Source organism: Erythrobacter sp. NFXS35 (assembly GCF_040148725.1).
Taxonomy (GTDB): Bacteria; Pseudomonadota; Alphaproteobacteria; order Sphingomonadales; family Sphingomonadaceae; genus Erythrobacter.
On record NZ_JAGDEB010000002.1, the window covers coordinates 337114 to 362281 of the forward strand.

The 25168-nt window shown below is 65.7% G+C and carries 22 protein-coding genes; 14 read left to right on the forward strand and 8 right to left on the reverse strand.

Annotation, left to right across the window (positions count from 1 at the left end):
* The first annotated feature begins 42 nt into the window (after positions 1 to 42).
* From J3454_RS09150 to J3454_RS09170, 5 genes are all read left to right on the forward strand, one after another.
* Positions 43 to 342 (forward strand): flagellar biosynthesis anti-sigma factor FlgM, encoded by a 300-nt coding sequence (locus J3454_RS09150; RefSeq protein ID WP_349513461.1) that lies wholly within the window; start codon positions 43 to 45, stop codon positions 340 to 342.
* 5 nt (positions 343 to 347) lie between these two features.
* A complete protein-coding gene (locus J3454_RS09155) occupies positions 348 to 707 on the forward strand; it encodes a flagellar protein FlgN (RefSeq protein WP_349513462.1) in 360 nt (119 codons plus the stop codon).
* A gap of 117 nt (positions 708 to 824) precedes the next feature.
* Positions 825 to 1793 (forward strand): transglycosylase SLT domain-containing protein, encoded by a 969-nt coding sequence (locus tag J3454_RS09160; protein ID WP_349513463.1) that lies wholly within the window; start codon positions 825 to 827, stop codon positions 1791 to 1793.
* A gap of 47 nt (positions 1794 to 1840) precedes the next feature.
* Positions 1841 to 3928 (forward strand): flagellar biosynthesis protein FlhA, encoded by a 2088-nt coding sequence (locus J3454_RS09165; protein ID WP_349513921.1) that lies wholly within the window; start codon positions 1841 to 1843, stop codon positions 3926 to 3928.
* Entirely contained in the window at positions 3928 to 4656 is a 729-nt protein-coding gene (locus J3454_RS09170) for a sigma-70 family RNA polymerase sigma factor (RefSeq protein ID WP_349513464.1), read from the forward strand. Before J3454_RS09165 ends, J3454_RS09170 begins: the two co-directional genes overlap by 1 nt.
* Positions 4657 to 4677: 21 nt before the next feature.
* Here the strand turns inward: J3454_RS09170 and J3454_RS09175 are convergent, their stop codons facing one another.
* From J3454_RS09175 to J3454_RS09190, 4 genes are all read right to left on the reverse strand, one after another.
* Positions 4678 to 8001, reverse strand: coding sequence for an amidohydrolase family protein (locus J3454_RS09175; protein WP_349513465.1), 3324 nt, complete (start codon positions 7999 to 8001; stop codon positions 4678 to 4680).
* A 149-nt stretch (positions 8002 to 8150) separates the two neighbouring features.
* On the reverse strand, positions 8151 to 9437 hold the full coding sequence (locus J3454_RS09180; RefSeq protein WP_349513466.1) for an acyl-CoA dehydrogenase family protein: 1287 nt from the start codon (positions 9435 to 9437) through the stop codon (positions 8151 to 8153).
* Positions 9437 to 10813: a phosphotransferase gene (locus J3454_RS09185; protein WP_349513922.1), complete on the reverse strand. Its 1377-nt coding sequence runs from the start codon at positions 10811 to 10813 to the stop codon at positions 9437 to 9439. Before J3454_RS09185 ends, J3454_RS09180 begins: the two co-directional genes overlap by 1 nt.
* 10 nt (positions 10814 to 10823) lie before the next feature.
* Entirely contained in the window at positions 10824 to 12251 is a 1428-nt protein-coding gene (locus J3454_RS09190) for an aldehyde dehydrogenase family protein (protein ID WP_349513467.1), read from the reverse strand.
* A 189-nt stretch (positions 12252 to 12440) separates the two neighbouring features.
* On the opposite strand from J3454_RS09190, the gene J3454_RS09195 reads away from it, so the two are divergent.
* From J3454_RS09195 to J3454_RS09205, 3 genes are all read left to right on the forward strand, one after another.
* A complete protein-coding gene (locus J3454_RS09195) occupies positions 12441 to 13145 on the forward strand; it encodes a glutathione S-transferase family protein (protein WP_349513468.1) in 705 nt (234 codons plus the stop codon).
* A 42-nt stretch (positions 13146 to 13187) separates the two neighbouring features.
* Positions 13188 to 14054 (forward strand): S-methyl-5'-thioadenosine phosphorylase, encoded by an 867-nt coding sequence (gene mtnP, locus J3454_RS09200; protein ID WP_349513469.1) that lies wholly within the window; start codon positions 13188 to 13190, stop codon positions 14052 to 14054.
* A 153-nt stretch (positions 14055 to 14207) separates the two neighbouring features.
* Entirely contained in the window at positions 14208 to 14651 is a 444-nt protein-coding gene (locus J3454_RS09205) for a DUF4126 family protein (protein ID WP_349513470.1), read from the forward strand.
* 50 nt (positions 14652 to 14701) lie between these two features.
* Here J3454_RS09205 and putA read toward each other — a convergent pair whose 3' ends face one another.
* Entirely contained in the window at positions 14702 to 17845 is a 3144-nt protein-coding gene (gene putA, locus J3454_RS09210; RefSeq protein ID WP_349513471.1) for a bifunctional proline dehydrogenase/L-glutamate gamma-semialdehyde dehydrogenase PutA, read from the reverse strand.
* 166 nt (positions 17846 to 18011) lie between these two features.
* Between putA and J3454_RS09215 the strand changes: the two genes are divergently transcribed.
* A complete protein-coding gene (locus tag J3454_RS09215) occupies positions 18012 to 18299 on the forward strand; it encodes a YciI family protein (RefSeq protein WP_349513472.1) in 288 nt (95 codons plus the stop codon).
* A gap of 97 nt (positions 18300 to 18396) precedes the next feature.
* Here J3454_RS09215 and J3454_RS09220 read toward each other — a convergent pair whose 3' ends face one another.
* Positions 18397 to 19368: an NAD-dependent epimerase/dehydratase family protein gene (locus J3454_RS09220; RefSeq protein WP_349513473.1), complete on the reverse strand. Its 972-nt coding sequence runs from the start codon at positions 19366 to 19368 to the stop codon at positions 18397 to 18399.
* 315 nt (positions 19369 to 19683) lie between these two features.
* Positions 19684 to 20970, reverse strand: a complete 1287-nt coding sequence (gene purD / locus J3454_RS09225) for a phosphoribosylamine--glycine ligase (RefSeq protein ID WP_349513474.1) — start codon at positions 20968 to 20970, stop codon at positions 19684 to 19686.
* Between purD and xseA the strand changes: the two genes are divergently transcribed.
* Genes xseA through J3454_RS09240 form a run of 3 tightly spaced genes read left to right on the forward strand, consistent with a single transcriptional unit; the run spans position 20969 to position 23779 of the window.
* Positions 20969 to 22519, forward strand: a complete 1551-nt coding sequence (gene xseA / locus J3454_RS09230) for an exodeoxyribonuclease VII large subunit (RefSeq protein WP_349513475.1) — start codon at positions 20969 to 20971, stop codon at positions 22517 to 22519. The genes purD and xseA overlap by 2 nt on opposite strands.
* Before the next feature lie 24 nt (positions 22520 to 22543).
* Positions 22544 to 22753, forward strand: a complete 210-nt coding sequence (locus J3454_RS09235) for a DUF2093 domain-containing protein (protein ID WP_349513476.1) — start codon at positions 22544 to 22546, stop codon at positions 22751 to 22753.
* 57 nt (positions 22754 to 22810) lie between these two features.
* On the forward strand, positions 22811 to 23779 hold the full coding sequence (locus tag J3454_RS09240) for an esterase-like activity of phytase family protein (protein WP_349513477.1): 969 nt from the start codon (positions 22811 to 22813) through the stop codon (positions 23777 to 23779).
* A gap of 78 nt (positions 23780 to 23857) precedes the next feature.
* Here J3454_RS09240 and rpmB read toward each other — a convergent pair whose 3' ends face one another.
* The gene (gene rpmB / locus J3454_RS09245) at positions 23858 to 24145 is read right to left on the reverse strand and encodes a 50S ribosomal protein L28 (RefSeq protein WP_349513478.1); all 288 of its coding nucleotides are present in this window, start codon (positions 24143 to 24145) and stop codon (positions 23858 to 23860) included.
* 243 nt (positions 24146 to 24388) lie between these two features.
* On the opposite strand from rpmB, the gene J3454_RS09250 reads away from it, so the two are divergent.
* Complete coding sequence (locus J3454_RS09250; RefSeq protein WP_349513479.1) at positions 24389 to 24631, forward strand: hypothetical protein; 243 nt, start codon at positions 24389 to 24391, stop codon at positions 24629 to 24631.
* Between the two features lie 60 nt (positions 24632 to 24691).
* Entirely contained in the window at positions 24692 to 25120 is a 429-nt protein-coding gene (locus tag J3454_RS09255) for a nucleoside deaminase (protein WP_349513923.1), read from the forward strand.
* The last annotated feature ends 48 nt before the right edge of the window (positions 25121 to 25168 follow it).

The following is a 25168-nucleotide window of genomic DNA, read 5'->3' on the forward strand; positions in this document are numbered from 1 at the left end:
CAGCCGTTCTCCGGTTCAGCAGCCCCACCAAGGATAATTGTCATGGCTTCTGTCGAACTGAGCAAATTGCAAGGGATCGCCGCAACGCGCGCGCTGTCGACCAGCGACCGCGCGCAGATCGAGACCCGTGCGGGCGCATCCCGCCCCGCCGATGTGCCGCCGAGCGGTGTCAGCGTCGAAATCGGCGGCGCGGCCGATCCTGCCACCCCACCTATCGATGCCGAACGCGTGCAGCAGATCCGCGCCGCCCTGCAGGATGGCTCCTATCCACTGGTGCCGACGCAGATCGTCGATGCGATGATCGCGGCGCAAATCAGCTTCGCGCTGCCGGTGAAGGCGTGATCCGCGTGGCCGAAACGCCTGAAAAGCCCCAGATCCAGCCCCATTCCGAGCCCGCAACACTGGCCGACAACTTGCGGCAAATGATTGCCGTGCTCGAGGCCGAGCGGCAGGCGCTTGCCGCGCTGGATGCCGATGGCCTGATCGGATCGACCCGCGAGAAGGAGGCGCTGTGCGATGTTCTGGCCGCGATCGGCCCGGGCGTGCTGGACGACGAGAGCCGCGCCCTTGCCGAGACAGCGCGCCATCTGAACGACATCAATCGCCGGGTGCGCAACCTGCTGGCCGCCAATGTCGCTGCCCGGATCGAGGCCTTGGGCGGGTCGCGCCGATTGCCGCGTCCAGCCTATGCCGCGCTGCGGGGTTAGACGTTCCTGATTCCCAGTCGTGCCGGATACCGCTCGGAAACACGTTTGGCACGCCCCTTGCTAAAACCTGCCTGAAAGCGCTGCCCCATGCGGCGCTACCGATCCGGCGGAGTTTGCGTGTCCACGTCTTCCCCTGCTTACATCCCAACCGCGCCGATCCGGGCCGGGTTCGAGGCTGCGGCCCGCATCCATGAGGCTGCCCGCCGCAGCGGCCCAGCCCTACCGATTGCCGCACCCCGGCCCGGCACTTCCGTCGAAGCGGCAATTGCCCGCGCGGCGGAGCAGACCAGCGTCGATTTCGGATACCTGCTGGCCCAAGCTGAGGTCGAATCCTCGCTAGATCCCCATGCCCGCGCCCGCACATCGAGCGCGACGGGACTTTACCAGTTCATCGACAGCACCTGGCTAAGCACCGTCAAGAAGCACGGGAGCCGGTTTGGTCTTGGCGATGTGGCGGATAGTATCGGCGTCACCGCCTCGGGCAGCGCCTATGTCGCCGATCCGGCGCAGCGTGATGCCATTCTCGGCTTGCGCAAGGATCCGCAGGTCGCGGCGCTGATGGCGGCGGGGCTGGCGGAGGATAACCGCACCCACCTCACCCCGATCCTTGGCCGCCAGCCCGATCATGCCGAACTCTACCTCGCGCATTTCCTTGGCGCAGGCGGAGCGGGGCGGTTCCTGTCCGAACTCCGGGCCGATCCGGGCCAGAGCGCGCCTGCGCTGTTCGCCAAGCCCGCAGCTGCCAATCGCGCGATCTTCTACAGCGCCGATGGCGCCCCGCGCAGCCTTGCCGGAGTGATGGAGGTGCTGGGGGCCAAGCTGGAACGCGCGCTTGACCACGCAGGCAGCGGACCCGGCGTGCGCCTTGCCCGCACGGATCGTGCGCACGCAGCGCCGTTTTCAGCCACGCCATTTCCGGCGGCAGGCGGCGCGATGTCCAGCTTCGGCACCTCGCCGCAACTGGCCGCGTCGCCGCCGCGCATGGCAATGTCGCAGGTGCTGGGGGCAGCCTTCGGCGATGAACCCGGCGCCGCGCCCGTTCAGGTGCGCCGCGCCTATGACCAGCTAAAGGCGTTCGGGCTGTGAGCGCGCCTGCAACGACCGCTGCCACCCCGCTCCAGCGCATTCTGGCCATGCCTGCAGCGATGGTGTTGCCGGCTGGCATCTTCGCGCTGCTGGCGCTGATGGTGCTGCCGATCCCGGCGCTGTTGCTGGATATCTTCTTCGTGCTCAATATCGCGATTTCGATTGCAGTGCTGATGGTGGCGCTGAACGCCCGCAAACCGCTCGATTTCTCCAGTTTCCCCAGCGTGCTGCTGTTCGCGACCCTGCTGCGGCTCGCGCTCAATGTCGCCTCGACCCGAATCGTCCTGATGAGCGGCCACGAAGGCGGCGCGGCGGCGGGCGAGGTGATCGAAAGCTTCGGCGCGTTTCTGGTCGGCGGCAATTTCGCGGTCGGATTGTTCGTCTTCGCAATCCTGATGATCATCAACATGATCGTCATCACCAAGGGCGCAGGCCGGGTGTCGGAAGTCTCCGCGCGGTTTGTGCTTGATGCGCTGCCGGGCAAGCAGATGGCGATCGATGCGGATATCGCCGCCGGGCTCGTAACCGCCGACGAGGCGCGCGAACGTCGCCGTGAGGTGACAGTCGAGGCCGATTTCTACGGTTCGATGGATGGTGCCTCCAAATTCGTGAAAGGCGATGCGATTGCCGCGCTGCTGATCCTCGGGGTGAATATCATTGCCGGATTTGCGCTCGGCATGATCAGCCACGGCCTTTCGGCGAGCGAGGCGGGCGAGGTTTACGTCACGCTGGCGGTGGGCGATGCATTGGTCGCGCAGGTGCCATCGCTGCTGCTGTCGATTGCGGCCGCTGCGATTGTTACACGCGTTTCCGACACCCGCGATCTTGCCGGGCAGATCGGCGGCCAGTTCGCCGACCCGCGCGGCTGGCTGCCGGTGGCGCTGATCCTCGGCGCGATCGGGCTGGTGCCAGACATGCCGCAGATGATTTTCTTCCCCGGCGCAGCGATTGCGACGGCGATCTGGTGGCAGCTGAAACGCCGCGCCGCCGCGCCGCCGCCGCCGCCCGCACCCGCCGCCGAGCCTGCCGCCGATCATATCGCGCTCGCCGATGTGTCGGATCAGACGCTGGTGACGGTGGAGCTGGGATATGGCCTCGTCGGCCTTGTGGACGAAGGTCAGGGCGCCCCGTTGATCACCCGCATCACCGGCATCCGCAAGCAATTGTCACGCGATCTGGGCTTCGTTCTGCCGCAGTTTAGAATTCGCGATTCGCTCGATCTGGCGGCGCAGGACTATACCGTGCTGCTGGGCGGGGTGAGCATCGCGCGCGGCAACGTGAGGCCGGGCAAACTGCTCGCCATCGACGCGGGCGAGGTGCGACCCGGCCCCTATGCGGAACTCGGGCTGACTGGCGAGACGACCCGCGATCCCAGCTTCGACTGCCCGGCGCTGTGGATCGCGCCCTCCGCACGCGATCATGCCGTGGCCGAAGGGTTTCTGGTGGTCGATCCCGCCACCGTCATCGCCACCCACGCCAATCAGGCGCTGCTGGCCGAAGCGCATCAACTGCTCGGCCCGGACGAAGTGCGCGAATGGGTCGATGGCCTCAAGGCCCGCGCCCCCGCACTGGTCGAGGCTGTGACACCCGATCCGCTGACCCTGCCCGCGCTCACCCGCATCCTGCGCGTGCTGGTGGCCGATGGAATCGTCCTTGCGCACCCGCAGCCGCTGTTCACATCACTGGCGCTTGCCTTGCAGAAGACCACCGAATTCGATGCGGTGGTGGATGTCGTCCGCGCCGATCTGGGCGCGCGGCTGATCGCCCGCATTGCCGCACCGGGCGAGCCGTTGAAGGTGGCGACGCTCGATGCCGGGCTGGAAAGCGCAATCCTTGGGGGGATGGTGGATCCTGCCACCGGCCAGCCGCTGATCGAGCCGGAATGCGGCGGCATGATCGTGCGCGAAGTGAACCGCCTCGCCGATGCCGAAAAGGCAGCGATTGCACTGATCGTCCAGCCGCCTGCCCGCCGCGCACTGGCCGCTTTGCTCAAGCAGCGCAGCCCGCGCTGCCTCGTCCTGTCGATTGCCGAACTGCCCCCGACCCAGCCGATCGTGGTGATCGGTGTGATCGGCGAGCCGAACCCGCCCGAAACGCCCGCGCTTGCTGCGCCTGATGCGACGGAGCCTGCCTGATGAAACATGACCACACCGGATTTGCCGCTGCCGCCTCCTACGCGCCGTCCCGCGCCGAGGTCGAAGACCGCGTCCGCCGCTTCCTGCCGCTGGTGCGCCGCGCGGCGTGGCACATCAACGGCAACGGACGCAGCGGACTGGAGATCGAAGATCTGGTGCAGGCAGGCATGCTCGCGCTGACCGAATGCGCCCAGCGCCATGCCGGGCCGACTGAGGACGGGTTTGCCGCCTATGCCAAGATCAGGGTGCGCGGGGCGATGCTGGACGAAGTGCGCCGCGCGGCGCACGATACCCGCACCGCGCGCCGCAAACGCGCCGCGTTCGAACGCGCGCTCGCCAGTCTGCGCGGCACGCTCGGGCGGGAGCCGAGCCGGGCGGAACTGGCGCGGATGCTGGACGTGGACGATGCCGAACTGCTGACGCTGGAAAGCGCAGGCGTGACGCTGACCTCGATTGCCGAGGAATATGACGAGACCAGCACCGCCTTTGCCAGCGACGATCCCGATCCGTTCGAGGCGCTGTGCGCGGCGGAAGACCGCGAGCGCCTGCTGCGGGCGATGATCCAGCTGCCCGACCGGCTGAAACTGGTGCTGCAGCTGTTCTTCGTCGAGGAGTTGAACCTTACCGAAATCGCCGCCGTGCTCGATGTCAGCGTCCCGCGCGTTCACCAGCTACGCGCCAAGGCGCTGAAAGACCTGAAGGCGCTGATGGAGGAAGGGGCGGGTTAAGCCGCCCCCTCCTCGCGCGAACTACCCGGCATCGCCATCGGCATGGCCCTGGCCTGCGTGGGTCGCGGCCTCCGATCCGCCCGCGCCCTTGCCGCCATTGGCGTTCCACCAATAGGGCTGGCGTGTCGCGGTACCGGTGCCGACTTCGTTGAGCGTTGCCGCATCGTACAACCGCCCGCCGAGCATCACCTGTTCGATATTGTCCGAGTTGGCGATGTCGACGCTGGGATCGTCCGACAGGATTACGAGGTCAGCCAGCTTGCCGACTTCAAGGCTGCCGATATCCTTCGCCATGCCCAACGATTGCGCCGGGACGATGGTGGCGGCCTTCAGCGCCTCCACCGGGCTCATCCCGCCGCGTGCGAAGCTCCAGATTTCCCAATGCGCACCAATGCCGGCCTGCTGGCCATGCGCGCCGATGCTGACCTTCACCCCGCGTGCGCTGAGCTTCTTCGCCTCGCGCGCGGAATTGTCATCGACGAAGGCCCATTCGGGCGCCTTCACGCGCCGACCATTGGCAGCCAGCAGCGCCTTGGGGGGCGTGTGGATCATCAGCGGGTGATCGAACACGTCCATCGCCTGCCGCCAGTAGGGATCGCCCGCCAGACCGCCATAGGTCACCACCAGCGTGGGGGTGTAATTGCTGTTCGACTGGCCGAAGAACTGCAGCACGTCTTCGTAGAACACATCGACCGGAACATTGTGTTCGATGGTCGAATTGCCGTCGGCAACCAGGTTCATGTCCATCCCGAACAACGATCCGCCCTCGGCCACCACCAGCATATCTTCCGCCGCGGCTGCCCGCGCGACCATCTGGCGCTGTTCGCGCCGAGGCTGGTTGTAGTTCTTGACCGAAATGCCGCCCTGCGCCTTGATCCGGCGCACGTGGGCTAGCGCATCGTCATAGGTGTCGATCCGTGCGTAAACATCGGGTGCCTTGGCCCCGTAGATGACCTCTCCGGTCGAGAAGATGCGCGGGGCCAGCGTCAGCCCGGCGCGCTGGCGTTCTGCGGTTGCGAACACGGTGCTGGCCTGGCTCGACGGGTTGTGGACGGTGGTCACCCCCAGCGCCAAATCCTGCAACAGCGTCCAGTTCTGCTGCGGGATCAGGTCGCCGACTCCGTAAGGCCCGTGCGCATGCGCATCGACGAGGCCGGGCATGATGGTCTTGCCGCTGGCGTCGATGAAGCGTGTGCCTTTGGGAAAGGCCATCTTCACGATCGTCGCGTCATGAACGCCGGTGATGCGGTCACCTTCGATCACGATCATGCCGTTTTCGATCACGCCCGCGTCACCCGCGGCAAGGCCTGCCGCCATCGTCAGCACCCGTGCACCGGTGATTACGGTGGTGCCGGTCGGCGCAGCCTTCTGCGCCGTCACGCCCAGCGCAATGCCGGTAGTGGGCGGGGTATAGGGCTTGGCCTTGTCGTCATCAGCCTTGGGCGCAGCGGCGAAGAAATCACTCACCTTGGCGCTTTGCAGGCTCGGTCCGATCGACCAGAACAGGGTCTCGCCCCCATTGGCCCAGCCGAGATAATCCGCGCCGCCGGTGCTGACCTTGGTGACGGGCAGCGCGCCGCCCTTTTCGCTGACGTCGACCGGCTTTCCGCCGGGCACCAGCGGCATCGCGAACACTTCGTAATTCTGGCGGAAGGCGATGGTGCGGCCATCGGGCGCGACGCGGAAATCATTGGCGAGTTCGCCGCGTGCGTGGACGCGCCGCGCTTCGCCATTGAGGTCGGTCGAAACCAGCGCCAGACCGTCGCCTTCCCCTGCCAGCATGAACAACCGGTCGCTGCCCGCGCCCCATTGCGGGCTGCCGCCGTCGCGGCTGACAAGGCGCGGCTGGCCGGAACCGCTTGTCGGCATCACATAGACGCCGGGGTTTTCCGAATATTCGGGCGCGGTCAGATAGCCGCCCTCGCGCTTTTCGAAGGCGATCATGCTGCCATCGGGCGAAAAGGCGATATTGCCAAAATGCCCTGGCCCGGTCAGCACCCGGCCATTCTGCCCATTAGCATCGGCGAGCACGATCTCGCCCAGTGTCTTGTCGTTCCAGCGCACATAGGCCAGGCTTCCGCCATCACGGCTGAAGGCAGGGAAGGCTTCCACAGCATCCGCCGGATCACCCGTCAGCGGCGCGGGCGCATCCTTGCCTCTGGCCGATTTGGAATGCAGCCGCCCGAGGCTTTCGAACACCACCCGCGTGCCATCGGGCGACAGCGTGGCGAAGCGCGGCATCGAAGTGGTGAAGGTATCGGGTGACACTTCGATCACCGGATGCGGCGCATCGGCAATCCCGCGTGTATCGGCGATGGTAAAGGGGATCACCGCATGGCCGCTACCGTCGCGGTACACGCGGTTGAGCTTCCCGCCCGCCCAGAACACGATCCCGCTGCTATCGGGCAGCCAGTCGATATTGGGATAGACCCCGGTCACCGCCCAGGTTTCCTGCACGTCGAGATCGAGCGCGCCGTAGATCATGCGCTCGCGCCCGCTGGCGAGGTCTTTCACCCACAGCTGGCTGGTGTCCTTGTCGCGCCGGACGAAGGCAATTTCGGTACCGTCGGGCGAGGGTGCGGGCCGCACCGCGCCGCCATAGCCGGAAATCGCGGTGGTGACTTCGCCGGTCGCGAGATCGTGGCGCTCGATCGCGAAGATGCCGGTCTGCGAATCCTGCGCGTATTCGAAGGTGTTTCCGCCCGTGGTGTTGCGGGTGTAGTAGATCGCGTCACCACCGGGGGAGAACACCGGCTCGCCCAGCTCCTTTTGCAGGCGCTCATTGGCGCGTTCCACCACCTGCACCCCGCCACCGCCGGATACGTGGTAGAGCCAGATCTCGCCGGTCCCGGCGCTGCGTTCCGTGGTGAAGTGCTTCTTGGCCGCAATGAACCGCCCGTCAGGCGACCATGCCGGCTGGTTGAGCAGGCGGAAATCCTCCTTGGTCACCTGCCGTGTGTCTCTGCCATCGGCGTTCATCACCCAGATATTGTCCCCACCGCCGCGATCCGAAGTGAAGGCAATGCGGGTACCATCGGGCGAGAAGCGCGGGTGCACGTCCCACGCGAGGCCTTCGGTGATGCGCTTGGGTGTGCCGCCGGTGATGGGCATGGTGTAGATATCGCCCAGCAGGGTGAAGGCGAGCGTCTGCCCGTCGGGCGACACATCGACATCCATCCACGTGCCTTCGTCGGTCTTGATCGACACCTGCGTGATTGTCGCACCCTTGGGCGCCTCGACGTTCCAGCTTGCGTCGGCCTTGGCGTCCTTGCCCTTCGATTGGGCTGAGATCGGTGCTGCAATGCAGGCAGCCCCGGCGAGCAGGGCGGCGGCGATATGGCGCATGAAAATGTCTCCTCTGTTGAGGGGGAGACTAGCGGCGCGCAAGGATATTGCCAGCCCCGATCATTGCGAGTCCCCGCGCAGGCGGGGACCTCCCGAAGGATTGCGCCAAGCCGCCTGAGGTCCCCGCCTGCGCGGGGACTCGCAATGGCTCACCCGTACATCCCCCGCTTCGGCCCGAGATAGCCGAACAGGTACGCCCCCACCTTGCGCATCTGGATTTCCTCCGATCCTTCGGTGATCCGATAGCGGCGATGGTGGCGGTAGATGTGTTCGAACGGCTTGTGCCGCGAATAGCCGATGCCGCCGTGGACCTGCATCGCGCGGTCTGCCGCCTCGCACACCAGCCGGTTCGCCCAGTAATTGCACATCGAGACCTTGTCACTGATGGTCCGCTCGATCTCGTCGTGGGGCATATTGTCCATCTCCCACGCAGTCTTGAAAATCAGCAGCCGCAGCATCTCCGCCTGCGTCGCCAGCTCCACCAGCGGGAACTGAACCGCCTGATTGCGCGCCAATTCCTCGCCGAAGGGCTTGCGCTGGCGCGCGTATTTCACGCTTTCGTCGATGCAATAGAGCGCCGCGCCGCAGCTACTCGCCGCCTGCCGGATGCGGTTCTGGTGGACGAAGCTTTGTGCGAGCGCGAGGCCCCGGCCTTCCACGCCGAGGATCGCGCCGTCGGGCACCCACACATTCGTCACCGACAGGCGCGGGTGATCGGTGGGCATGTTGAAGGTCCACAGCCACTCCTCGATTGTGAGGCCCTCGGTGGGGTTGGGGACGAGGAAGCAGGTAATCCCGCTGGCGTCCCCGGCCTTGCCCGAAGTGCGCGCGAACATCGCGCAGTGGGTGGCGACGTGCATCCCGGTGATCCACATCTTTGCGCCATCGATCCGCCAGCCGTCCACCCCGTCACGGGTGTCGCGCACCGCGACGGTTTCCATGTGTGTGGCGTCGGAGCCGTGATCGGGTTCGGTGAGGCCGAAGGCGACGCGGCGGGTGCGCTCGAACCCGCCGGTGATGAATTCGGCCTTCTGTTCCTCGGTGCCCCACTGGTCGAACATGGCGACGAAGGGGAAGTTGCCCACAATGCTGTGTTCGTTCTGGAGATCATTGTGCAGGCCAAGGCCCATCCGCGCGAAATGCTCGCGGATCACCGCCATCCCAAGGTTGCTGCCATCCTTGCCGCCGTAACGCTTGGGCGCGGAGAAGCGCCAATGGCCCGCCTTGTCCGCGCGGCGGGTGGCCTCTTTCAGCAGTTCCTCCCACTCGTGGCGCGGGAGCCCGCCCGCCTCGAAGTCCGTGCGCGCATATTCGCGGCGGTGATCGAAGAAGCGGATGTTGTCGTCCTGCTGCTCCAGCGGCTTGATCTCGGCGGCGATGAAGGCGTCGAGTTCGCTCAGGTAGGCCTGAAGGTCGGCGGGAATGGCGAAGTCCATTAGTTCTCTCCGGTCCATTTCTTGCGCGCATGATCTAGCGCGGGATATTTCGGGATGTCGACCGCCAGTTTCATCAGCGCGAGGCCCCTGAGTTCAGCAAGAAGCTTCGGCGTCGAGAGGCCCTTGCGCCCGGCCAGGATATCTTCGGCGAGGCCGTCATTTTCCGCCAGCATCGCAAAGCTCGTATCCTCGCGAGCGATCATTCCGAGAGCGTTGCGGGCGACCGCCCACTGGAAGCGGTCATGACCGTCCAAGCGGTGTTTGATGGTTTCAAGCCATTCTGCCACCGCTAAGGCGATTTCTCCTTGAGTCGCCTCGCCTGCGGTCGGGAAAGTGCTTGGCCATTCGTGCGCGGGTCGCGCCCGCTCCGCCTCCGGCGCATCCTCTTCCAGCAGCAGCAGCAGATCGAGTTCCTGCTCGCTGGTCCGGCGCGAGATCACCACGCGCTCCAGCATCCGGTCCGCGCCCGAGCGCCATTGTGCCGCCATCTTGAGGCAGCCGAGCGCCCACCACACGGTGCGATAGATCGTCCAGAAGCGGAAGCGCGCCGGGTCCACCTTGGTGCCGCTCTCGGCCTCATAGGCGGCGAAATAATCGGCGAGGCTCCCCAGCCCCAGCGCGGGCCGGTCGTATCGGGCGAAGCGCCACACCGCCATGCAACCGAAAGCCAAGTCCTCGTGCGGGTCACCGAAATGGGCGAGCTCCCAGTCGAGCACGCCGGTCAGCGACGAACCTTCGACCAGCAGATTGCCCATGCGGTAATCGCCGTGGTTGAGCACGACTTGCTCCCCTCCCGCCTGCGGGAGGGGTTGGGGGTGGGAAATAACGCCGACATTATCCTCCAGCCACTTGAGCCCGAGCGCGATGATCGGACGATCCCCGCCCGCCGCAATGAACTGCGCTTTCAGGTCGGCAAGCGCGGCGCGGTAATCCATCACCGGGACGCCCTCGGGCACGTCCGCCTGCCGCAAGCGGTGGATGCGGGCGAGATCCCGCGCCGCCTGCCGCAGCAGGCCCGCCGGATCGTCGCAGCCCAGAATGACCTTGGGATCAGCCGTCCCCGGCAGCGCGCGCATGACGAAGCCGGAACCGAGGTCGTCCGCCTCCTCCAGCACTGCCACCACTTCCGGCGCGGTCACACCCCTGGCGCGCGCTGCCTCGATTAGCGCCGCTTCGACCGCGTGCCCGTAAGGTCGCCCCTCCATGAAGGCGAGGCTCGGCGCGCGGCGCAGGACGAAGGCTTCGCTTCCGGCCGCAAACCGCCAGCTTTCCATCACCGCCCCGCCGGTAAGCCGCTGCGGCTCCCCGGACACAACACCGAGGCCGGCGCGGGCACATACCCGCGCCAGCCCGGCGCTCAACTCGTCAGGAGACATCCCCACGCGATCAGGCGGGGACGTTGTCCTTCTTGACGGTGATCACCTGCGGATAGGTGAACTCCTTCAGGCCTTCCTTGCCGTATTCCGCGCCGAAGCCCGATTGCTTGTGCCCGCCAAACGGCGCGAAGGGCGACAGGTGGAGGAATTCGTTGATCCACACCGTCCCGGTTTCCAGCTGTTCGGCGATTTCGACGCCCTTTTCCGGGTTGCCGGTCCACACCGCGCCCGCCAGCCCGTATTCGCTGGCATTGGCACGGGCGATCACTTCCTGTTCGCTGGAGAACTTCATCAGCGGCATCACCGGGCCGAATTGTTCCTCGGCCACGATCCGCGCGTCTTCGGGCGGGTTGTCGATGATCGTCAGCGGCACGAAGTAGCCCGTGCCGGACGGATCTACATTGCCGCCGAGCAGGAACTTGTAGCCGTTGTCCTTGGCATCCTCGATCAGCTCGACCACGCGGTCGAACTGCTTCTTGTTCTGGATCGGCCCGACCCCGGTGCCCTGCTGCGCGCCGTCGCCAACGGTCACGGTCTTGGCTACTTCGACGATCGCGGCGGACAGCTCGTCATAGATATCCTCGTGGATATAGATGCGCTTGGCCGCGACGCAGATTTGCCCGGCGTTGGAAAAACTCGACCAGAACAGCTGTTCGGCAACCTTCTTGGGATCGGCATCGGGCAGCACGATCGAGGCGTCGTTGCCGCCCAGTTCCAGCGTGATGCGCTTGAGGTCGGCGCTGGCGCCTTCCATGATCTTCTTGCCGGTCGCGGTCGATCCGGTGAAGGTGATCTTGTCGATATCGGGGTGCGAAGTCATCATCGGGCCAAGATCGTCCTCGCCGGTGATGATGTTGACCACGCCCGCCGGCACCTTGTCGGCGATCAGCTCGGCAATCCGCAATGTGGTGAGCGGGGTGAAGGGCGAAGGCTTGAGGATGATGGTGCAGCCCGACAGCATGGCGGGGACGATCTTCTGGATCGCCATCATCACCGGGAAGTTCCACGGCACGATCCCGGCGACCACGCCCACCGGCACGCGGCGGGTGCGCGACAGGCGGGTATCGCTGTCCTCGTTAATCTCGTCGTCGAGGCTGAGGGTCGATTGCGCGGCGCTCATCCCTGCAGCGCCGTAAATTTCGCCCTTGGCCTGATCGTGCGGCTTGCCCTGCTCGCTGGTCAGCAGGCGATAGAGCTCCTCGGCATTGGCCTTGATCGCGCCCGAAATCGCCATGATCGCGGCGCGGCGTTCCTCGATCGGCGTGTTCTTCCAGCTCTTGAACGCGGCGCGCGCGGCGGCGACCGCCTTGTCGAGCTCGTCCTGACCGCAGGCGGGAACCTGCCCGATCACCTGTTCGGTTGCCGGGTTGACCACGTCGAGCCAGCGGTCGGTGGCGATCATTTCACCATTGATGAGATTTTTATACTGCGTGGCCATGATGGTTCCTCTCTCGTCGAATTGGGGGATTCTTCTCTCGCCTGTGCAAACTGGCGCGTTGCATAGAAAAACGCAATCACTGCCGTGATAGCAGGTGTCCGCGCCGGGGCCGCCCGCTTCGCCTTGCGATTGCGCAATCGGGCCGGACGCTTATGGAAGCAGCCGAACTTGCCGTAACGGAGAGTATGCATGAGTGATTCCCGCCCCGATCTGGTCATCTACGGCAGCCCGGTGTCGCCCTTTGCGCGCAAGGTGGCGGGCGTGTGCATCGCCAAGGGCGTCCCCTACGAGACCGAGGCGGTGAACGTGTTCGATCCGCCGCAGTGGTTCCGCGACATCTCGCCGATGAAGCGCATTCCGGTAGTGCGCGACCGGTCGGTGGCGGAAGCAGGCGTGGCCGGCACCATCGCCGATTCCTCCGCGATCTGCGCGATGATCGAACGCAAGCATCCCGAACCGGCGCTCTATCCTGCAGACCCGATGGCGCTGGGCGAGGCGTTGTTCATCGAGGAATATGCCGACACCGCGCTGGCGATGGCCGGGGGCCTGGGCATCTTCCGCCCGATCTTCTTCGCGGTTAGCAAGGGGCAGGAGCCCGATGTCGACAAGGCGCGAGATACCTGGGCGAACCAATTGCCGCCGATCTTCGATGTGCTGGAGGCGCGGCTTGACGGACGCGAATTCTTCGCCGGCGATGCGCTGTCGATTGCCGATATCACGGTCGCCTGCGTGCTGATGCAGGTGTCGTTGGTGGCGGAAACGCCGCTCGACCGCTGGCCCGCCTTTGCCGCGCATTTTGCCGCGATGCAGGCGCTTCCCGCGATTGCGGAACCTTACGCGGCGGCGGACACAATCATCCGCAAGGCCTTGCCGACCCGCTTCGACCTGACCTAATCCCTCCACCGGCACAGCAAGCAAGGGGCAAGAGCAGCGCACATGGCCAGCGAATGGTGCATCGGGATCATCGGCGGATCGGGACTCTATGCGATAGACGGCATCGAGGATGCGCAGTGGATCGCGATCGATACGCCGTGGGGTGATCCCTCCGACGAAATTCTGTGCGGCACGTTCGCCGGGGTGAAGGTGCGCTTTCTGCCCCGCCACGGGCGCGGGCACCCGATCACCCCGACCGAACTCAACGGACGCGCCAATATCGATGCGCTGAAGCGGGCGGGCTGCACCGATATTCTCGCCATAAGCGCCGTCGGCAGCTTGCGCGAAGAATTGGAGCCGGGGCGGTTCGCAGTCGTCGAACAATTCATCGATCGGACCGTGCACCGCCCCAGCACGTTCTTCACCAGCGGGTTCGTCACCCATGTCTCGATGGCCGATCCGGTCTGCCCGCGCCTGTCGGAAATGGCCGCCAAAGCGGTCGCCAAGGCCAAGGGCAAGGTCGCGGTGGGCGCGACCTATCTCGCCATGGAAGGCCCGCAGTTTTCCACCCGCGCCGAAAGCCGGATGTACCGCCAGTGGGGCGCGGACGTGATCGGCATGACCGCGATGCCCGAAGCAAAACTCGCGCGCGAGGCGGAGTTGCCCTATGCGCTGGTCGGCATGGTCACCGACTATGATTGCTGGCGCGAAGGCGAGGCGGTGGATGTCGCCGAGGTGATCGAGCAGATGCAGGCCAATGGCCAGCTTGCCCGGACAATGGTGAAAAACTTCATCGAAGCCCTGCCCAAGACACGCGATCCCTCGCCCATCGACAATGCGCTCGACGATGCGGTGATCACCGCGCCCGACGAGCATGATCCGGCAGTGCTGGCGAACCTCGACGCGGTTGCCGGGCGGTTGCTGGGCTGAGGTGCGCAACCGCGTTTCGGCGCACGCCGTTATGCCTCTTTCCCGGCGCTAGCAGCGCACGAACTGCCGCACTCCAGCAACCGGCGAGCCTGCCGGGTGGATCAATTATTCACGGTGTGACTTTCTCAGGCTTGCGCCACGGAGGAAAATCACGTGTTGAAATCGATCCTGATGGGTCTCGTTGGAGGCCAGAGAGCATTGACCCCGCTCGCCGTGGTCGCGGTCGCAGCAGCGCGCGGCGAGCTTCCCCGCGATAACGGAGCGCCGCGCGTGCTTGGGCACCCGGCAGTGGTGGCCGGCGCGGTCGCGCTCGCCGTGGGCGAGATGGCGGGCGACAAGCTCAAGTCGGCGCCCGACCGGGTGATGCCGGCGGGTCTGGTGGCACGGTTCGTCACCTCGGCGATTGCAGGCGCCGCCCTTGCGCCGCGGCACCAGCGCTGGACGGCTGCGGCAGCGGGCGGCACGACAGCGCTGGTCGCGTCCTATGTCGGCTGGCGCACACGGCTGAAGGCGATGGAGCGGCAAAGCCAGACCGCCACCGGCTTTGTCGAGGACGCAGCAGTGCTGGGATCGGCTGCGGCGGTGGTGCGGGCCTGACCGATCAAGCTGTCATCAGCGGTTGAGCGCCAGAAGGCGCCTGCGTGACCTTACCCCGCCGCCAGCAGGCTGGCATTGCCGCCTGCTGCCGTCGTGTCGATCGTCATCACCCGTTCGGTGGCGAAACGCAGCAGGTAGTGCGGACCGCCCGCTTTCGGGCCGGTCCCCGACAGACCTTCGCCGCCGAACGGCTGGCTTTCCACCACCGCGCCGATCTGGTTGCGGTTGACGTAGAAATTGCCGACCCGTGCGCGGGCCTGAACGAAGCGCCGCGTGTCCGCGATTCGGCTATGCAGGCCGAGCGTGAGGCCGAAGCCGGTGGCGTTGATATCCTCGATCACTTGCCCCAATTCGCTCGCCCGGAAGCGTGCGACGTGCAGCACCGGGCCGAAATGTTCGCGTTGCAGATCGCGGATCGATCCGAGTTCGACGATGGTGGGCGCGACGAAGCAGCCCTTTGCCACTCCCGGCGGCAGCGGCAGGCGCGTGACTTTGCGCTCGCTTGTGAGACAGCGCGCGACGTGGCGTTCCAGCCGCGCTTGCGCATCGGGATCGATCACCGGGCCGACATCGGTGGCAAGCTGGGCAGGATCGCCGATATGCAGCGCCTCGAACCCGCCACGGATCATCGCCAGCATCTCGTCCGCGATGTCATCCTGCAGATACAGCACCCGCAGTGCCGAACAGCGTTGCCCCGCGCTCTGGAAAGCGCTTCCCACCACGTCGCGCACCACCTGTTCGGGCAGGGCGGAGCTATCGACGATCATCGCGTTCTGCCCGCCGGTTTCGGCGATAAGCGTGGCGATCGGGCCATCTCTGCCCGCCAGCGTGCGGTTGATCGCCTGCGCGGTCTCGGTCGATCCGGTAAAGGCGACGCCTGCCAGCTTGGGGTGGGCAGTGATCAGCTGGCCGACAGTGCCCGCGCCGGGAAGCAGTTGCAGCGCCTCGGGCGGGATGCCGGCCTGATGGCACAGCCTGACAGCAAGGGCGGCGATCAGCGGGGTCTGTTCAGCGGGCTTGGCAATCACGCTGTTGCCCGCCGCCAGCGCAGCGGCGGCCATGCCGGTGAAGATCGCCAGCGGGAAGTTCCACGGCGAAATCGTCGCAAACACGCCGCGTCCGTGAAGCGAGAGGCTGTTTTCCTCACCCGTCGGGCCGGGCAGGGGCATGGGCGCAGCGAATTGGCGGCGCGCCTCGACCGCGTAGAACCGCAGAAAATCCACCGCTTCGCGCAGTTCCAGCACTGCATCGAGCAGGGTCTTGCCCGCCTCGCGCTGGCACAGGCTGATAAATTCGTCGGTGTGCGCCTCGAACAGGTCGGCGGCTTCCTCCAGCAGCAGCGCACGCTTGTCTCCGCCCAGCGCATCCCAGCCGGGCTGGATCGCGGCGGCGCGGGTGAAGGCGGCATCGACTTCCTCGGCCGTGGCATCGCGGCGGGTGCCGACGACCACGGATAGATCATGCGGCATGGTGATCGGAGCGCTCTCGCCCGGAGTCGCGGCCGGGAAGGTGGGCTCGGCGCGCCAGTGGACGTTTTCGAGCGATGTCAGCCGGGCTTGCAGCGGCCCCAGCACCAGCGGATCACTGAGGTCGATGCCTGCGCTGTTGCGGCGATTTGCAAAGATATCGGCAGGCAGCGGGATCGCCGGGTTGCGGCGCGGGACCAGCGCGGCGAGTTCGGCCACCGGATCGCCGACCAGCTCCTCGGGCGCGGTATCGGCATCGCCCATGCGGTTGACGAAGCTGGTGTTTGCGCCGTTTTCCAGCAGGCGGCGCACCAGATAGGCGAGCAGCTCCTTGTGCCCGCCGACCGGCGCATAGATCCGCACCGGGGTTCGCCGGTTGCCTTCGAGCGCGTGGAGCGCGTCATACACTTCCTCGCCCATCCCGTGGAGGCGCTGGAACTCGAAATCTTCGGTGGTCGCCATGCTCTTGATCGACGCGATGGTATAGGCGTTGTGCGTGGCGAATGCCGGGTGGATCACATCGGCATGTTCGAACAGGCGCGCGGCGCAGGCGAGGTAGGACACATCGGTTGCCACCTTGCGGGTGAACACCGGGTAATCATCATATCCGCCCACCTGGCTGAGCTTGATCTCGCTGTCCCAATAGGCGCCCTTGACCAGCCGCACGAACAGCTTGCGACCATGCCGCCGGGCCAGCTTGCCCGCCCAGTCGCACAGCGGCACGCCGCGCCTCTGATAGGCCTGCACCGCAAGCCCGAACCCTTCCCAGCGGCTGCCATCAGGACGGCGAAACAACTCATCATCGGCGACCAGTTCCTCGATGATGTCGAGGCTGAGTTCCAGCCGCTCGGCCTCCTCGGCGTCGAGGGTAAAGTGGATGTCGGCATCGCGCGCCCTCAGCGCCAGCGCCTTGACCACCGGCACCATCGCCGCACGCGCCTGATCGGCGTGGAAATAGGTATATTTGGGGTGCAGCGCCGACAGCTTGACCGAAATGCCCGGCGATCCGCCCACGCCCGCGCCCGCCTCACGCGCCAGCCGGGTCAGCGCGGCTTCATAGGCCTTCCGGTATTTTTCGGCATCGGCAAAGGTCATCGCGGCCTCGCCCAGCATGTCGAAACTGTGGGTGATGCCCTTCGCACGTTCGGGAGCCGCGCGCTTCAGCGCTTCCTCGATCGTGCGGCCGAACACGAATTGCCCGCCCAATATCCGCATCGCTTGCATCGTCGCGGTGCGGATCACCGGCTCGCCCAGCCGGTTCATGGTGCGTTTCAGCACTTTGCCCATGCCGCGCTGATGCGCCTCGGGCTGTTCCAGCACTTCGCCGGTCAGCATCAGCGAAAATGTCGCCGCATTGACGAAGGTGGAGGCGCTTTCGCCCAGATGCTCGCCCCAGTCGATCGTCCCGATCTTGTCGCGGATCAGCGCGTCGGCGGTAGCGGCATCGGGCACGCGCAGCAAAGCTTCGGCAAGGCACATCAGCGCGATGCCTTCATCCGTGTCGAGCCCGTATTGCTGCAGGAAGGCATCGACCCCGCTGGCCTTTTCCTCACGCGCGCCTTCGATCAGGCGGATCGCCAGCGCGGCGGCATCGGCATGGACCCGCGCGGCCGGGGCCGCCTGTTCCAGCCGCTCGGCGATGCAGGCTTCCTCCTCGGCGCGGTAGGCGCGGCGCAACGCGGTGCGATCCACGGGGGCAAAGGAAAAAGCAGCTGCTGCATCGGCCATATATGTGTTCACCTCATACGAATCGGAGCAATTCGCCGCGCCTTGAACCCCCAGCGGCTGCGCTTCAAGTTCAGTGTTTGCAACATGGCTCCCCGCGCTCGGCTTGAACTTGAACGCGGGCGACCGGCTGTTAAGGTCAGGCCCGAGCAAAAAGGGATCACCAGCCATGCGGATGTTCTGCTTCCACTGCCGGGATGGCGAAGACGGCGGGCGGCTGCGCGGGATCCACCGCCCGGCGCATCTCGATTTCGTCCACGCCAATGCGGAGCATTTCGTGATCGTCGGCCCGCTCAAACGTGGCGACGGGCTGATCATCGGATCGCTGCTCATCGTGAAGGCCGAGGACGAGGAGCACGCCCGCGCCATCCTCGCCGGCGACCCCTATCTCACCGGCGGCGTGTGGCAATCGATCCGGGTTGACGAGTTCACCCCGCTACTGGGCGACTGGGCCTGAGCCGCGACAAACGACCGCTTGCGGCACGTGGGCGGCGAGGCGTGAATGGCTGCTTATGGGTGGATTTCGGAATGGCGGCTATCGAGCGATATTTAAGTTATCCAGCCGTCGCAAAGCTGAAATCGGCATGCGGTGGCAGGTAGGTAGGGTCATGCGCAAATGGAAGTTCATTGCCCTGCTCCAAGGCTTCGAGCACAGCGGCAAAGTCTATGCCTGCACGAAAGCCAAGGACCTGCTCGGCGCGAGACGGGTCGTAAATTCGTCCTATCGTCTTGGGCAAAGTCCAGCCTCTTAAAGCATAAAGGGTAGAGGCGCCCGGGAAGCACCTCTCAACTACCGAAGCGGCATCGAGCTTCAGATCGGTCACATCCTCCCGCGTAAACGGCGTCGGTGCTGAGATAATGAAAATGTCGAAGCCTATCTTCGGCGCGCATTCGAGCGCGAGAATATGGGCATCTGCCATGTCTTCGACCGTTGCTCGTCGGTACAGTAGCTCATTCGCCTTTAGGTTTTCGCCGCTCGGTATGCCGTGCGTATCGTCGTCTTCTGGAAAAAAGCGTGAGGTGCGCAAGACGATACAGGGCAGGCCATGCTTGAGGAATGCATCGCGACACAGTCCTTCAGCGGCGAGTTTTGTCACGCCATATATGTTGCGCGGCTCAAGAGGTCCGCTTCGTTCGTCGAGCCAAACCGCAGCCGTCCCTTGTTCGGTACGGATTGCTTGCGAAATCATCACCGAGGTAGTCGAGGTGAAGACGAAGCGGTCGACACCGGACTCGATGGCCGACGTCAGGAGGTTCAATGTCCCGGTCAGATTTACGTCGATAAACGACTGTGTCGTCTGCCGCACAATATCGGGCTTGTGCAGGGCCCCGGCGTGGATCACAGCCTCAACTTCGAAATTCAAGAAGGTCCGCTTGACCAATTCGGAGTTGGCAACCGATCCGACGACCTGAGTGTGTTCACCCGGCGCAACATCGATACCGATTACCTGATGCCCTGCAGCTTGCAATGCCGGTGCGAGAAATCTGCCTAACCAGCCTGATGACCCTGTCAGTAAAACACGCATGCCGCTCGCTACCCGAAGCATTCGATCAGCGCCATGCTGAATTGCGTCCGCTTTTAATGTGGATGGCGATCAAATCGAACGACTTGAATGGGGTCGCTGGCCGAAAGGCAGGAATTTTTCAGAAGCGAGGCAAAGCTGCCATGCCGCTTTCAGCGTCACGCCCCAGTCCTGCTTATGACCAAAGCTGTATGGTTTTCTGACACTCCCTCAATCGTCGCCCCGGACTTGATCCGGGGTTAGGCTTCTCTGCCCGCGGGGAAGTTAGCCAAGCCCCGTGTCAAGCACGGGGCGACGGAACCAAGGTCCGCTCGGCCATCAATTCTGGCGTTCGCCTGCGGCTTCCCGCGCCACTTCGCGCCAGCCAATGTCGCGGCGGCAGAAGCCGGAGGGGAAGTCGATCCGGTCGACCGCAGCGTAGGCGAGGCGCTGCGCCTCGATTACGTTTGCGCCCATCGCGATGACATTCAGCACGCGTCCCCCGTTCGCGATCAGCGCGCCGTCGTTCCGTGCGGTTCCGGCGTGGAACACCTTTGTGCCTGGAGCCTCGGCATCGTTCAGCGCAATTGCGCCGCCCTTGTCCGGGGTGCCGGGATAGCCGTTGGCGGCCATCACCACGGTGAGCGCGGTATCGGGGCGGAATTGCGGTGCGACCCCGCCCAATTCGCCCTTCGCACATGCGAGCATGATCGCCGCCAGATCGCTCTGCAGCCGCATCATCAGCACCTGGCATTCGGGATCGCCGAAGCGGGCGTTGTATTCGATCAGCTTGGGGCCGTCCGCCGTCAGCATAAGGCCGGCAAACAGCACGCCGGAATAGGGATTGCCGTCCTCACGCATGGTGCGCACCGTCGGTTCGATGATTTCGGCCATGACGCGGGCCTGCAACTCCGCCGTCAGCACCGGGGCGGGGGAGTATGCACCCATGCCGCCGGTGTTCGGCCCCACATCGCCGTCGCCCACGCGCTTGTGATCCTGCGCGGAGCCGAAGGGGAGGATCGCGGTGCCGTCGGTCAGCGCGAAGAAGCTGGCTTCCTCGCCGTGCATGAACTCCTCGATCACCACTTCTGCGCCCGCTGCGCCGAACCCGCCGCCGAACATGTCGGCCAGCGCGATTTCGGCTGCTTCGATGGTGTCGGCGATCACCACGCCCTTGCCCGCCGCCAACCCATCGGCCTTGAGCACGTAGGGCGGATCGAACCGGGTCAGCGCGGCGCGAGCCTCGTCCAGCGACGCGGTGCGGACATAGCCTGCGGTGGGGATGCCCGCGCGGGCGCACAGGTCCTTGGTGAAGCCTTTGGAGCCTTCCAGCTGCGCGGCGGCCTGCGAGGGGCCGAACACCGGCACGCCTTCGGCGCGCAACGCATCCGACAATCCGTCAACCAGCGGCGCTTCCGGCCCGATCACCACGAGGCCGATGGTCTTGTCGGCGCAGAACGCAATCACCGCGCCATGGTCGGTCACATCTAGCGCGACCAGCTCCGCTTCCTCGGCAATGCCGGGATTTCCGGGGGCGGCGTAAAGATGCGTGCAGCCGGGGGATTGCGCCAGCTTCCACGCCAGCGCATGTTCGCGGCCTCCCGAACCCAGAAGCAGGATATTCATGGCCCCTCCGCCGAACAGTGATGACCCAACCGGTCTTAACGATGCCGGGCTGGTAGCGCGCACGGGCGCGGGCGACAATGCGCAGCCGCTGACCATCAGCGAGATTTCCGCGCTGCTGAAGCGCACGGTCGAGGATCGCTTCGGCTTCGTTCGGCTACGCGGCGAATTGTCGGGGGTGAAGCGCGCAGCGTCGGGGCATTTCTACTGCGCGCTGAAGGATGAAGGCGCGGTGATCGACGGGGTGATGTGGAAGGGCAACGCCGCGCGGCTGAACTTCCGCGCCGAAGACGGGCTGGAGGTGATCGCCACCGGCAAGCTGACGACCTATCCGGGTCGGTCCAAATACCAGATCGTGATCGATTCGCTGGAACTGGCGGGCGAAGGTGCGCTGCTGGCGCTGCTAGAAAAGACCCGCGCCCGGCTGGCGGCGGAAGGGCTGTTTGCCGAGGGCAAGAAGCGCCGCCTGCCGTTCCTGCCGCAGGTGATCGGGGTGGTGACATCGCCCACTGGCGCGGTGATCCGCGATATCCTTCATCGGCTGGCGGATCGCTTTCCCACGCACGTAATCGTCTGGCCGGTGCTGGTGCAGGGCAACGGGGCGGCGGATCAGGTCGCGGCGGCGGTGCGCGGGTTTTCGGCGCTCCAACCGGGCGGGCCGGTGCCGCGCCCTGATGTCGTGATCGTCGCGCGCGGAGGCGGGTCGATCGAAGACTTGTGGAGTTTCAACGAGGAAGCGGTGGTGCGTGCCATTGCCGAATGCACCATCCCGGTGATTTCGGCGGTGGGGCATGAAACCGATACCACGCTGGCCGATTACGCTGCCGACCGGCGCGCGCCCACGCCCACGGCAGCGGCGGAAATGGCGGTGCCGGTGCGCGCCGATCTGGCCCTTACGCTGGCCGATCTCGGCACCCGCCAGCGGCGCTGCGTCTATCGACCGGTCGAACTGGGGCGCGAACGGCTGGCGGCGAGGGTGCGGATGTTGCCCAGGCCCGAAAACCTGCTGCAACCGCAGGCTCAGCGGCTCGACGATCTGGCAGAACGACTGCGGCGCGGGCTGGGCGAGCGTTCGGCCAAGGGGCGCGAGCGGCTGGCAGGGGCGGCGGCGCGGCTGTCCCCCAGCCTGCTGACCCGGAGTACCGCCGAAGCCCGGCGGCGGCTGGATCGCGCCGGATTGACGGCCGCCTTGGTGCAACGCCCGGCCCGCGACGCCGCCGATCGTCTCGCCCGCACGCGGCTGATTCCCGCGCTGGTCGAGCGGCCCCTGCGTGAGCGAGTCGATAGGCTGGGAGCGCTCACACGCGTGATGAGCCAGCTTCATCCCGAAAAGCCGCTGGAGCGCGGCTATGCCATTATCCGTGACACTGCGGGAAAGGCGCTCACCACCCGCACCGAGGCTGCAGCCGAACCGGCGCTCGTGGTGCAATTGCGCGACGGCAGGTTGGATGTCGTGCCCGCGTGCGCCGCGCCTCCGCCAGCAGCCCCGACAAAGCCGCGACCGGCAGCGCCGAAACGCTCTGGCCCGACACAAGAAGATTTGTTCGGATAGCCGCGCGGTGCTATCGGGGGCGCCATGCTGATGTCCTCCGCCGACAAGACCGCCAAGCTTTACTATGGCCCCTCCAGCTTCCGGGTGCTGCGCCCGGGCAATCACGTGCTATGCGCCGTGACGGGCGAACCCATTCCGCTTACGGAACTGCGGTACTGGAGCGCCGAGCGGCAGGAGCCCTATGCCTCGTGCGAAGTCGCCACGCGCCGCCTGCTCGGCTCCGACCCGGCCTGATCCGCCATCGCCGCCGCGGTTGACCTCGCCCGCCCGAGGCCCGATGGCCGCGCGCGGATGTTCCGCTGGCTGCTTCTCGCTCTGGTGATCGTCGGGCTTGCCCCCGGCACCTTCGTCCGCACCAGAACCGGGTTGCGCAGCGATGTGGCGGTCGTCACCGTCACCCCGGTATCCGAACGCGGCGGCGTGACGGGCGCATTGACCCTGACCGGCGCGTGGGAGCTTCGATCGACGCATGGCTGGTTCGGCGGCTTCTCGGCACTGGTCGGCGATGGTGCGAAGGGTCTGATTGCGGGCAGCGATCGCGGATGGCTGCTGGATCTCGACCTTACGGGCGCCGCGCCTCGGCCGGTGCCCGCCAGTTTCCGGTTCGTCGGCATACGCACCAGCGCCCGCAAGGAGGTGGTCGATCTGGAATCGCTCGCCCGCGATTCTGCCACGGGTACGCTGTGGGCGGCGTTCGAAAACGCCAATCTCGTCATGCGTGCTGACCCCGATGGCTCGCGCACCATCCGCCGTCCGCCGGAGATGGCCGGATGGAGCAGGAACAGCGGGCCGGAAGCCATGGTGCGGCTGAACGATGGGCGCTTCCTGATCCTCGCCGAAGGGTCGCAAGGCGGCGGGCCGGAGGATCGACCCGGCCTGCTGTTCGCGGGCGATCCCGTCGCGTCTGCCGCCCCGCTCGCCTTCCGCCTCGTTTCGGGCGCGGATTACGATCCGGTCGATGCGACGCAATTGCCCGACGGGCGCGTGCTGATCCTGCTGCGGCGGGTGGAATATGCCATACCGGCGCGGTTCGACACCGCGATTATGGTGGCCGATCCGGCCGCGATCCGCGCCGGAGAGGCATGGCAGGGCGAGATCATCCAGCGTCTGTCAGGTGCGATGTTCGGCGATAATTTCGAAGGAATCGCCTTTGTCCCGGCGCCCGGCGATCCGGCGCGCGGTGCGGTGTGGCTGATTGCCGACGACAATTTCTCGGTATTCCAGCGCAGCCTGCTGGTGACATTCGATTGGGAGGGCTGAGACGCGGACAAACGAAAAGCGCCCAGGAAAACCCGAGCGCCTCGTAAATCCGTTACCGTCCCGAAGGGACAGCGCCGATCAGGCGGCAGCCTGTGCCTTCACCAACTCGCGCTTCACCTTCAGCGCGCTGGCCGAAAGCTTTTCGTCGCTGGTCTTGAGCAGCCAGTTATCGAGCCCGCCATTGTGCTCGACCGAGCGCAGGCCATGGGTCGACACGCGGAACTTGAAGCTGCGATCGAGCTTTTCGCTCATCAGCGTCACGTTCTGCAGGTTGGGCAGAAACACGCGCTTGGTCTTGTTGTTGGCGTGGCTGACATTGTGGCCGGTCATACGGCCCTTGCCGGTCAGTTCGCAGATGCGCGCCATGGTCTCGTCTCTTCTCGTAAAGTTCGGGTCTAATCCGGGAAAGCGGCGCGCATAGCGGGGCATATCCGAATCGTCAAGCAAGTTGCGTGCGCCAGCATCGCCTCTAACCGCCTGTCCCGCTTGCAACACGGCCCCGCGTGTTACCAACCTATGTAATGGCCAGCGCGCCGCACGGGTCGTGCTGTACGCGCGGATCAGGCCCGGGTACCGCCCGCGCCGTGACGCCAACAGGAGAAAAACAGTATGAAACGACTGATCGCCACCAGCCTTATCGCCCCCTTTGCATTGGGGCTCGCCGCGTGCGATGTCGACCAGACCGAAGAAGGCGAAATGCCCGAATTGCAGGTCGAAGAAGGCAACATGCCTGAATATGACGTGGAAACGGCGGATGTCGATGTCGGCACCGAGGAGAGGACGGTCGAAGTTCCCGATGTCGATGTCACCATGCCTGACGCCGAAGGCGAGCCAGTCACCGGCGACGAATAACGCGCATCCCTGCGCCGCAACCGGGCGCGCCGCGTGAAGCAGGCGGGGTTCCGCAGCTTCATGGGGCGCGCCCTTGCGCTTGCCCGCGCCGGAGCGGATGCGGGCGAAGTGCCGATCGGCGCCGTGGTGGTGAAGGACGGACGCATCATCGCCGAGGCGCATAACGCCCCCCGCACCGATCACGATCCCACCGCCCATGCCGAAATCCTCGCGATCCGCCGCGCCGCCAGGGCGCTGGGCGACGAACGTCTGACGGATTGCGATTTATGGGTCACGCTGGAGCCCTGCGCGATGTGTGCCGGCGCGATTGCCCATGCGCGTATCGCCCGGCTGTACTACGCCGCCAGCGATCCCAAGGGCGGCGCAGTGGAGCACGGCGCGCGGGTATTCGACCAGCCCCAGTGCCTCCACCGCCCGGAGGTCTATGCCGGCATCGGCGAAGACGAAGCGGCAGCCCTGCTGCGCGGGTTCTTCAAGCGCAGACGCTAAGCGGCGGCTTTCGCGGATTTGCGGAAAAACCCTGCCGTTCGGCTTTCG

What these genes read in the sequence shown, in the direction of transcription:
- J3454_RS09150 (WP_349513461.1), top strand. Translation starts at nt 43, where the DNA reads ATGGCTTCTGTCGAACTGAGCAAATTGCAAGGGATCGCCGCAACGCGC.
- J3454_RS09165 (WP_349513921.1), top strand. Translation starts at nt 1,841, where the DNA reads ATGCCTGCAGCGATGGTGTTGCCGGCTGGCATCTTCGCGCTGCTGGCG.
- J3454_RS09170 (WP_349513464.1), top strand. Translation starts at nt 3,928, where the DNA reads ATGAAACATGACCACACCGGATTTGCCGCTGCCGCCTCCTACGCGCCG.
- J3454_RS09175 (WP_349513465.1), bottom strand. Translation starts at nt 8,001, where the DNA reads ATGCGCCATATCGCCGCCGCCCTGCTCGCCGGGGCTGCCTGCATTGCA.
- J3454_RS09180 (WP_349513466.1), bottom strand. Translation starts at nt 9,437, where the DNA reads ATGGACTTCGCCATTCCCGCCGACCTTCAGGCCTACCTGAGCGAACTC.
- J3454_RS09185 (WP_349513922.1), bottom strand. Translation starts at nt 10,813, where the DNA reads ATGTCTCCTGACGAGTTGAGCGCCGGGCTGGCGCGGGTATGTGCCCGC.
- J3454_RS09190 (WP_349513467.1), bottom strand. Translation starts at nt 12,251, where the DNA reads ATGGCCACGCAGTATAAAAATCTCATCAATGGTGAAATGATCGCCACC.
- J3454_RS09195 (WP_349513468.1), top strand. Translation starts at nt 12,441, where the DNA reads ATGAGTGATTCCCGCCCCGATCTGGTCATCTACGGCAGCCCGGTGTCG.
- mtnP (WP_349513469.1), top strand. Translation starts at nt 13,188, where the DNA reads ATGGCCAGCGAATGGTGCATCGGGATCATCGGCGGATCGGGACTCTAT.
- putA (WP_349513471.1), bottom strand. Translation starts at nt 17,845, where the DNA reads ATGGCCGATGCAGCAGCTGCTTTTTCCTTTGCCCCCGTGGATCGCACC.
- J3454_RS09215 (WP_349513472.1), top strand. Translation starts at nt 18,012, where the DNA reads ATGCGGATGTTCTGCTTCCACTGCCGGGATGGCGAAGACGGCGGGCGG.
- J3454_RS09220 (WP_349513473.1), bottom strand. Translation starts at nt 19,368, where the DNA reads ATGCGTGTTTTACTGACAGGGTCATCAGGCTGGTTAGGCAGATTTCTC.
- xseA (WP_349513475.1), top strand. Translation starts at nt 20,969, where the DNA reads ATGGCCCCTCCGCCGAACAGTGATGACCCAACCGGTCTTAACGATGCC.
- purD (WP_349513474.1), bottom strand. Translation starts at nt 20,970, where the DNA reads ATGAATATCCTGCTTCTGGGTTCGGGAGGCCGCGAACATGCGCTGGCG.
- J3454_RS09235 (WP_349513476.1), top strand. Translation starts at nt 22,544, where the DNA reads ATGCTGATGTCCTCCGCCGACAAGACCGCCAAGCTTTACTATGGCCCC.
- J3454_RS09240 (WP_349513477.1), top strand. Translation starts at nt 22,811, where the DNA reads ATGTTCCGCTGGCTGCTTCTCGCTCTGGTGATCGTCGGGCTTGCCCCC.
- rpmB (WP_349513478.1), bottom strand. Translation starts at nt 24,145, where the DNA reads ATGGCGCGCATCTGCGAACTGACCGGCAAGGGCCGTATGACCGGCCAC.
- J3454_RS09250 (WP_349513479.1), top strand. Translation starts at nt 24,389, where the DNA reads ATGAAACGACTGATCGCCACCAGCCTTATCGCCCCCTTTGCATTGGGG.
- J3454_RS09255 (WP_349513923.1), top strand. Translation starts at nt 24,692, where the DNA reads ATGGGGCGCGCCCTTGCGCTTGCCCGCGCCGGAGCGGATGCGGGCGAA.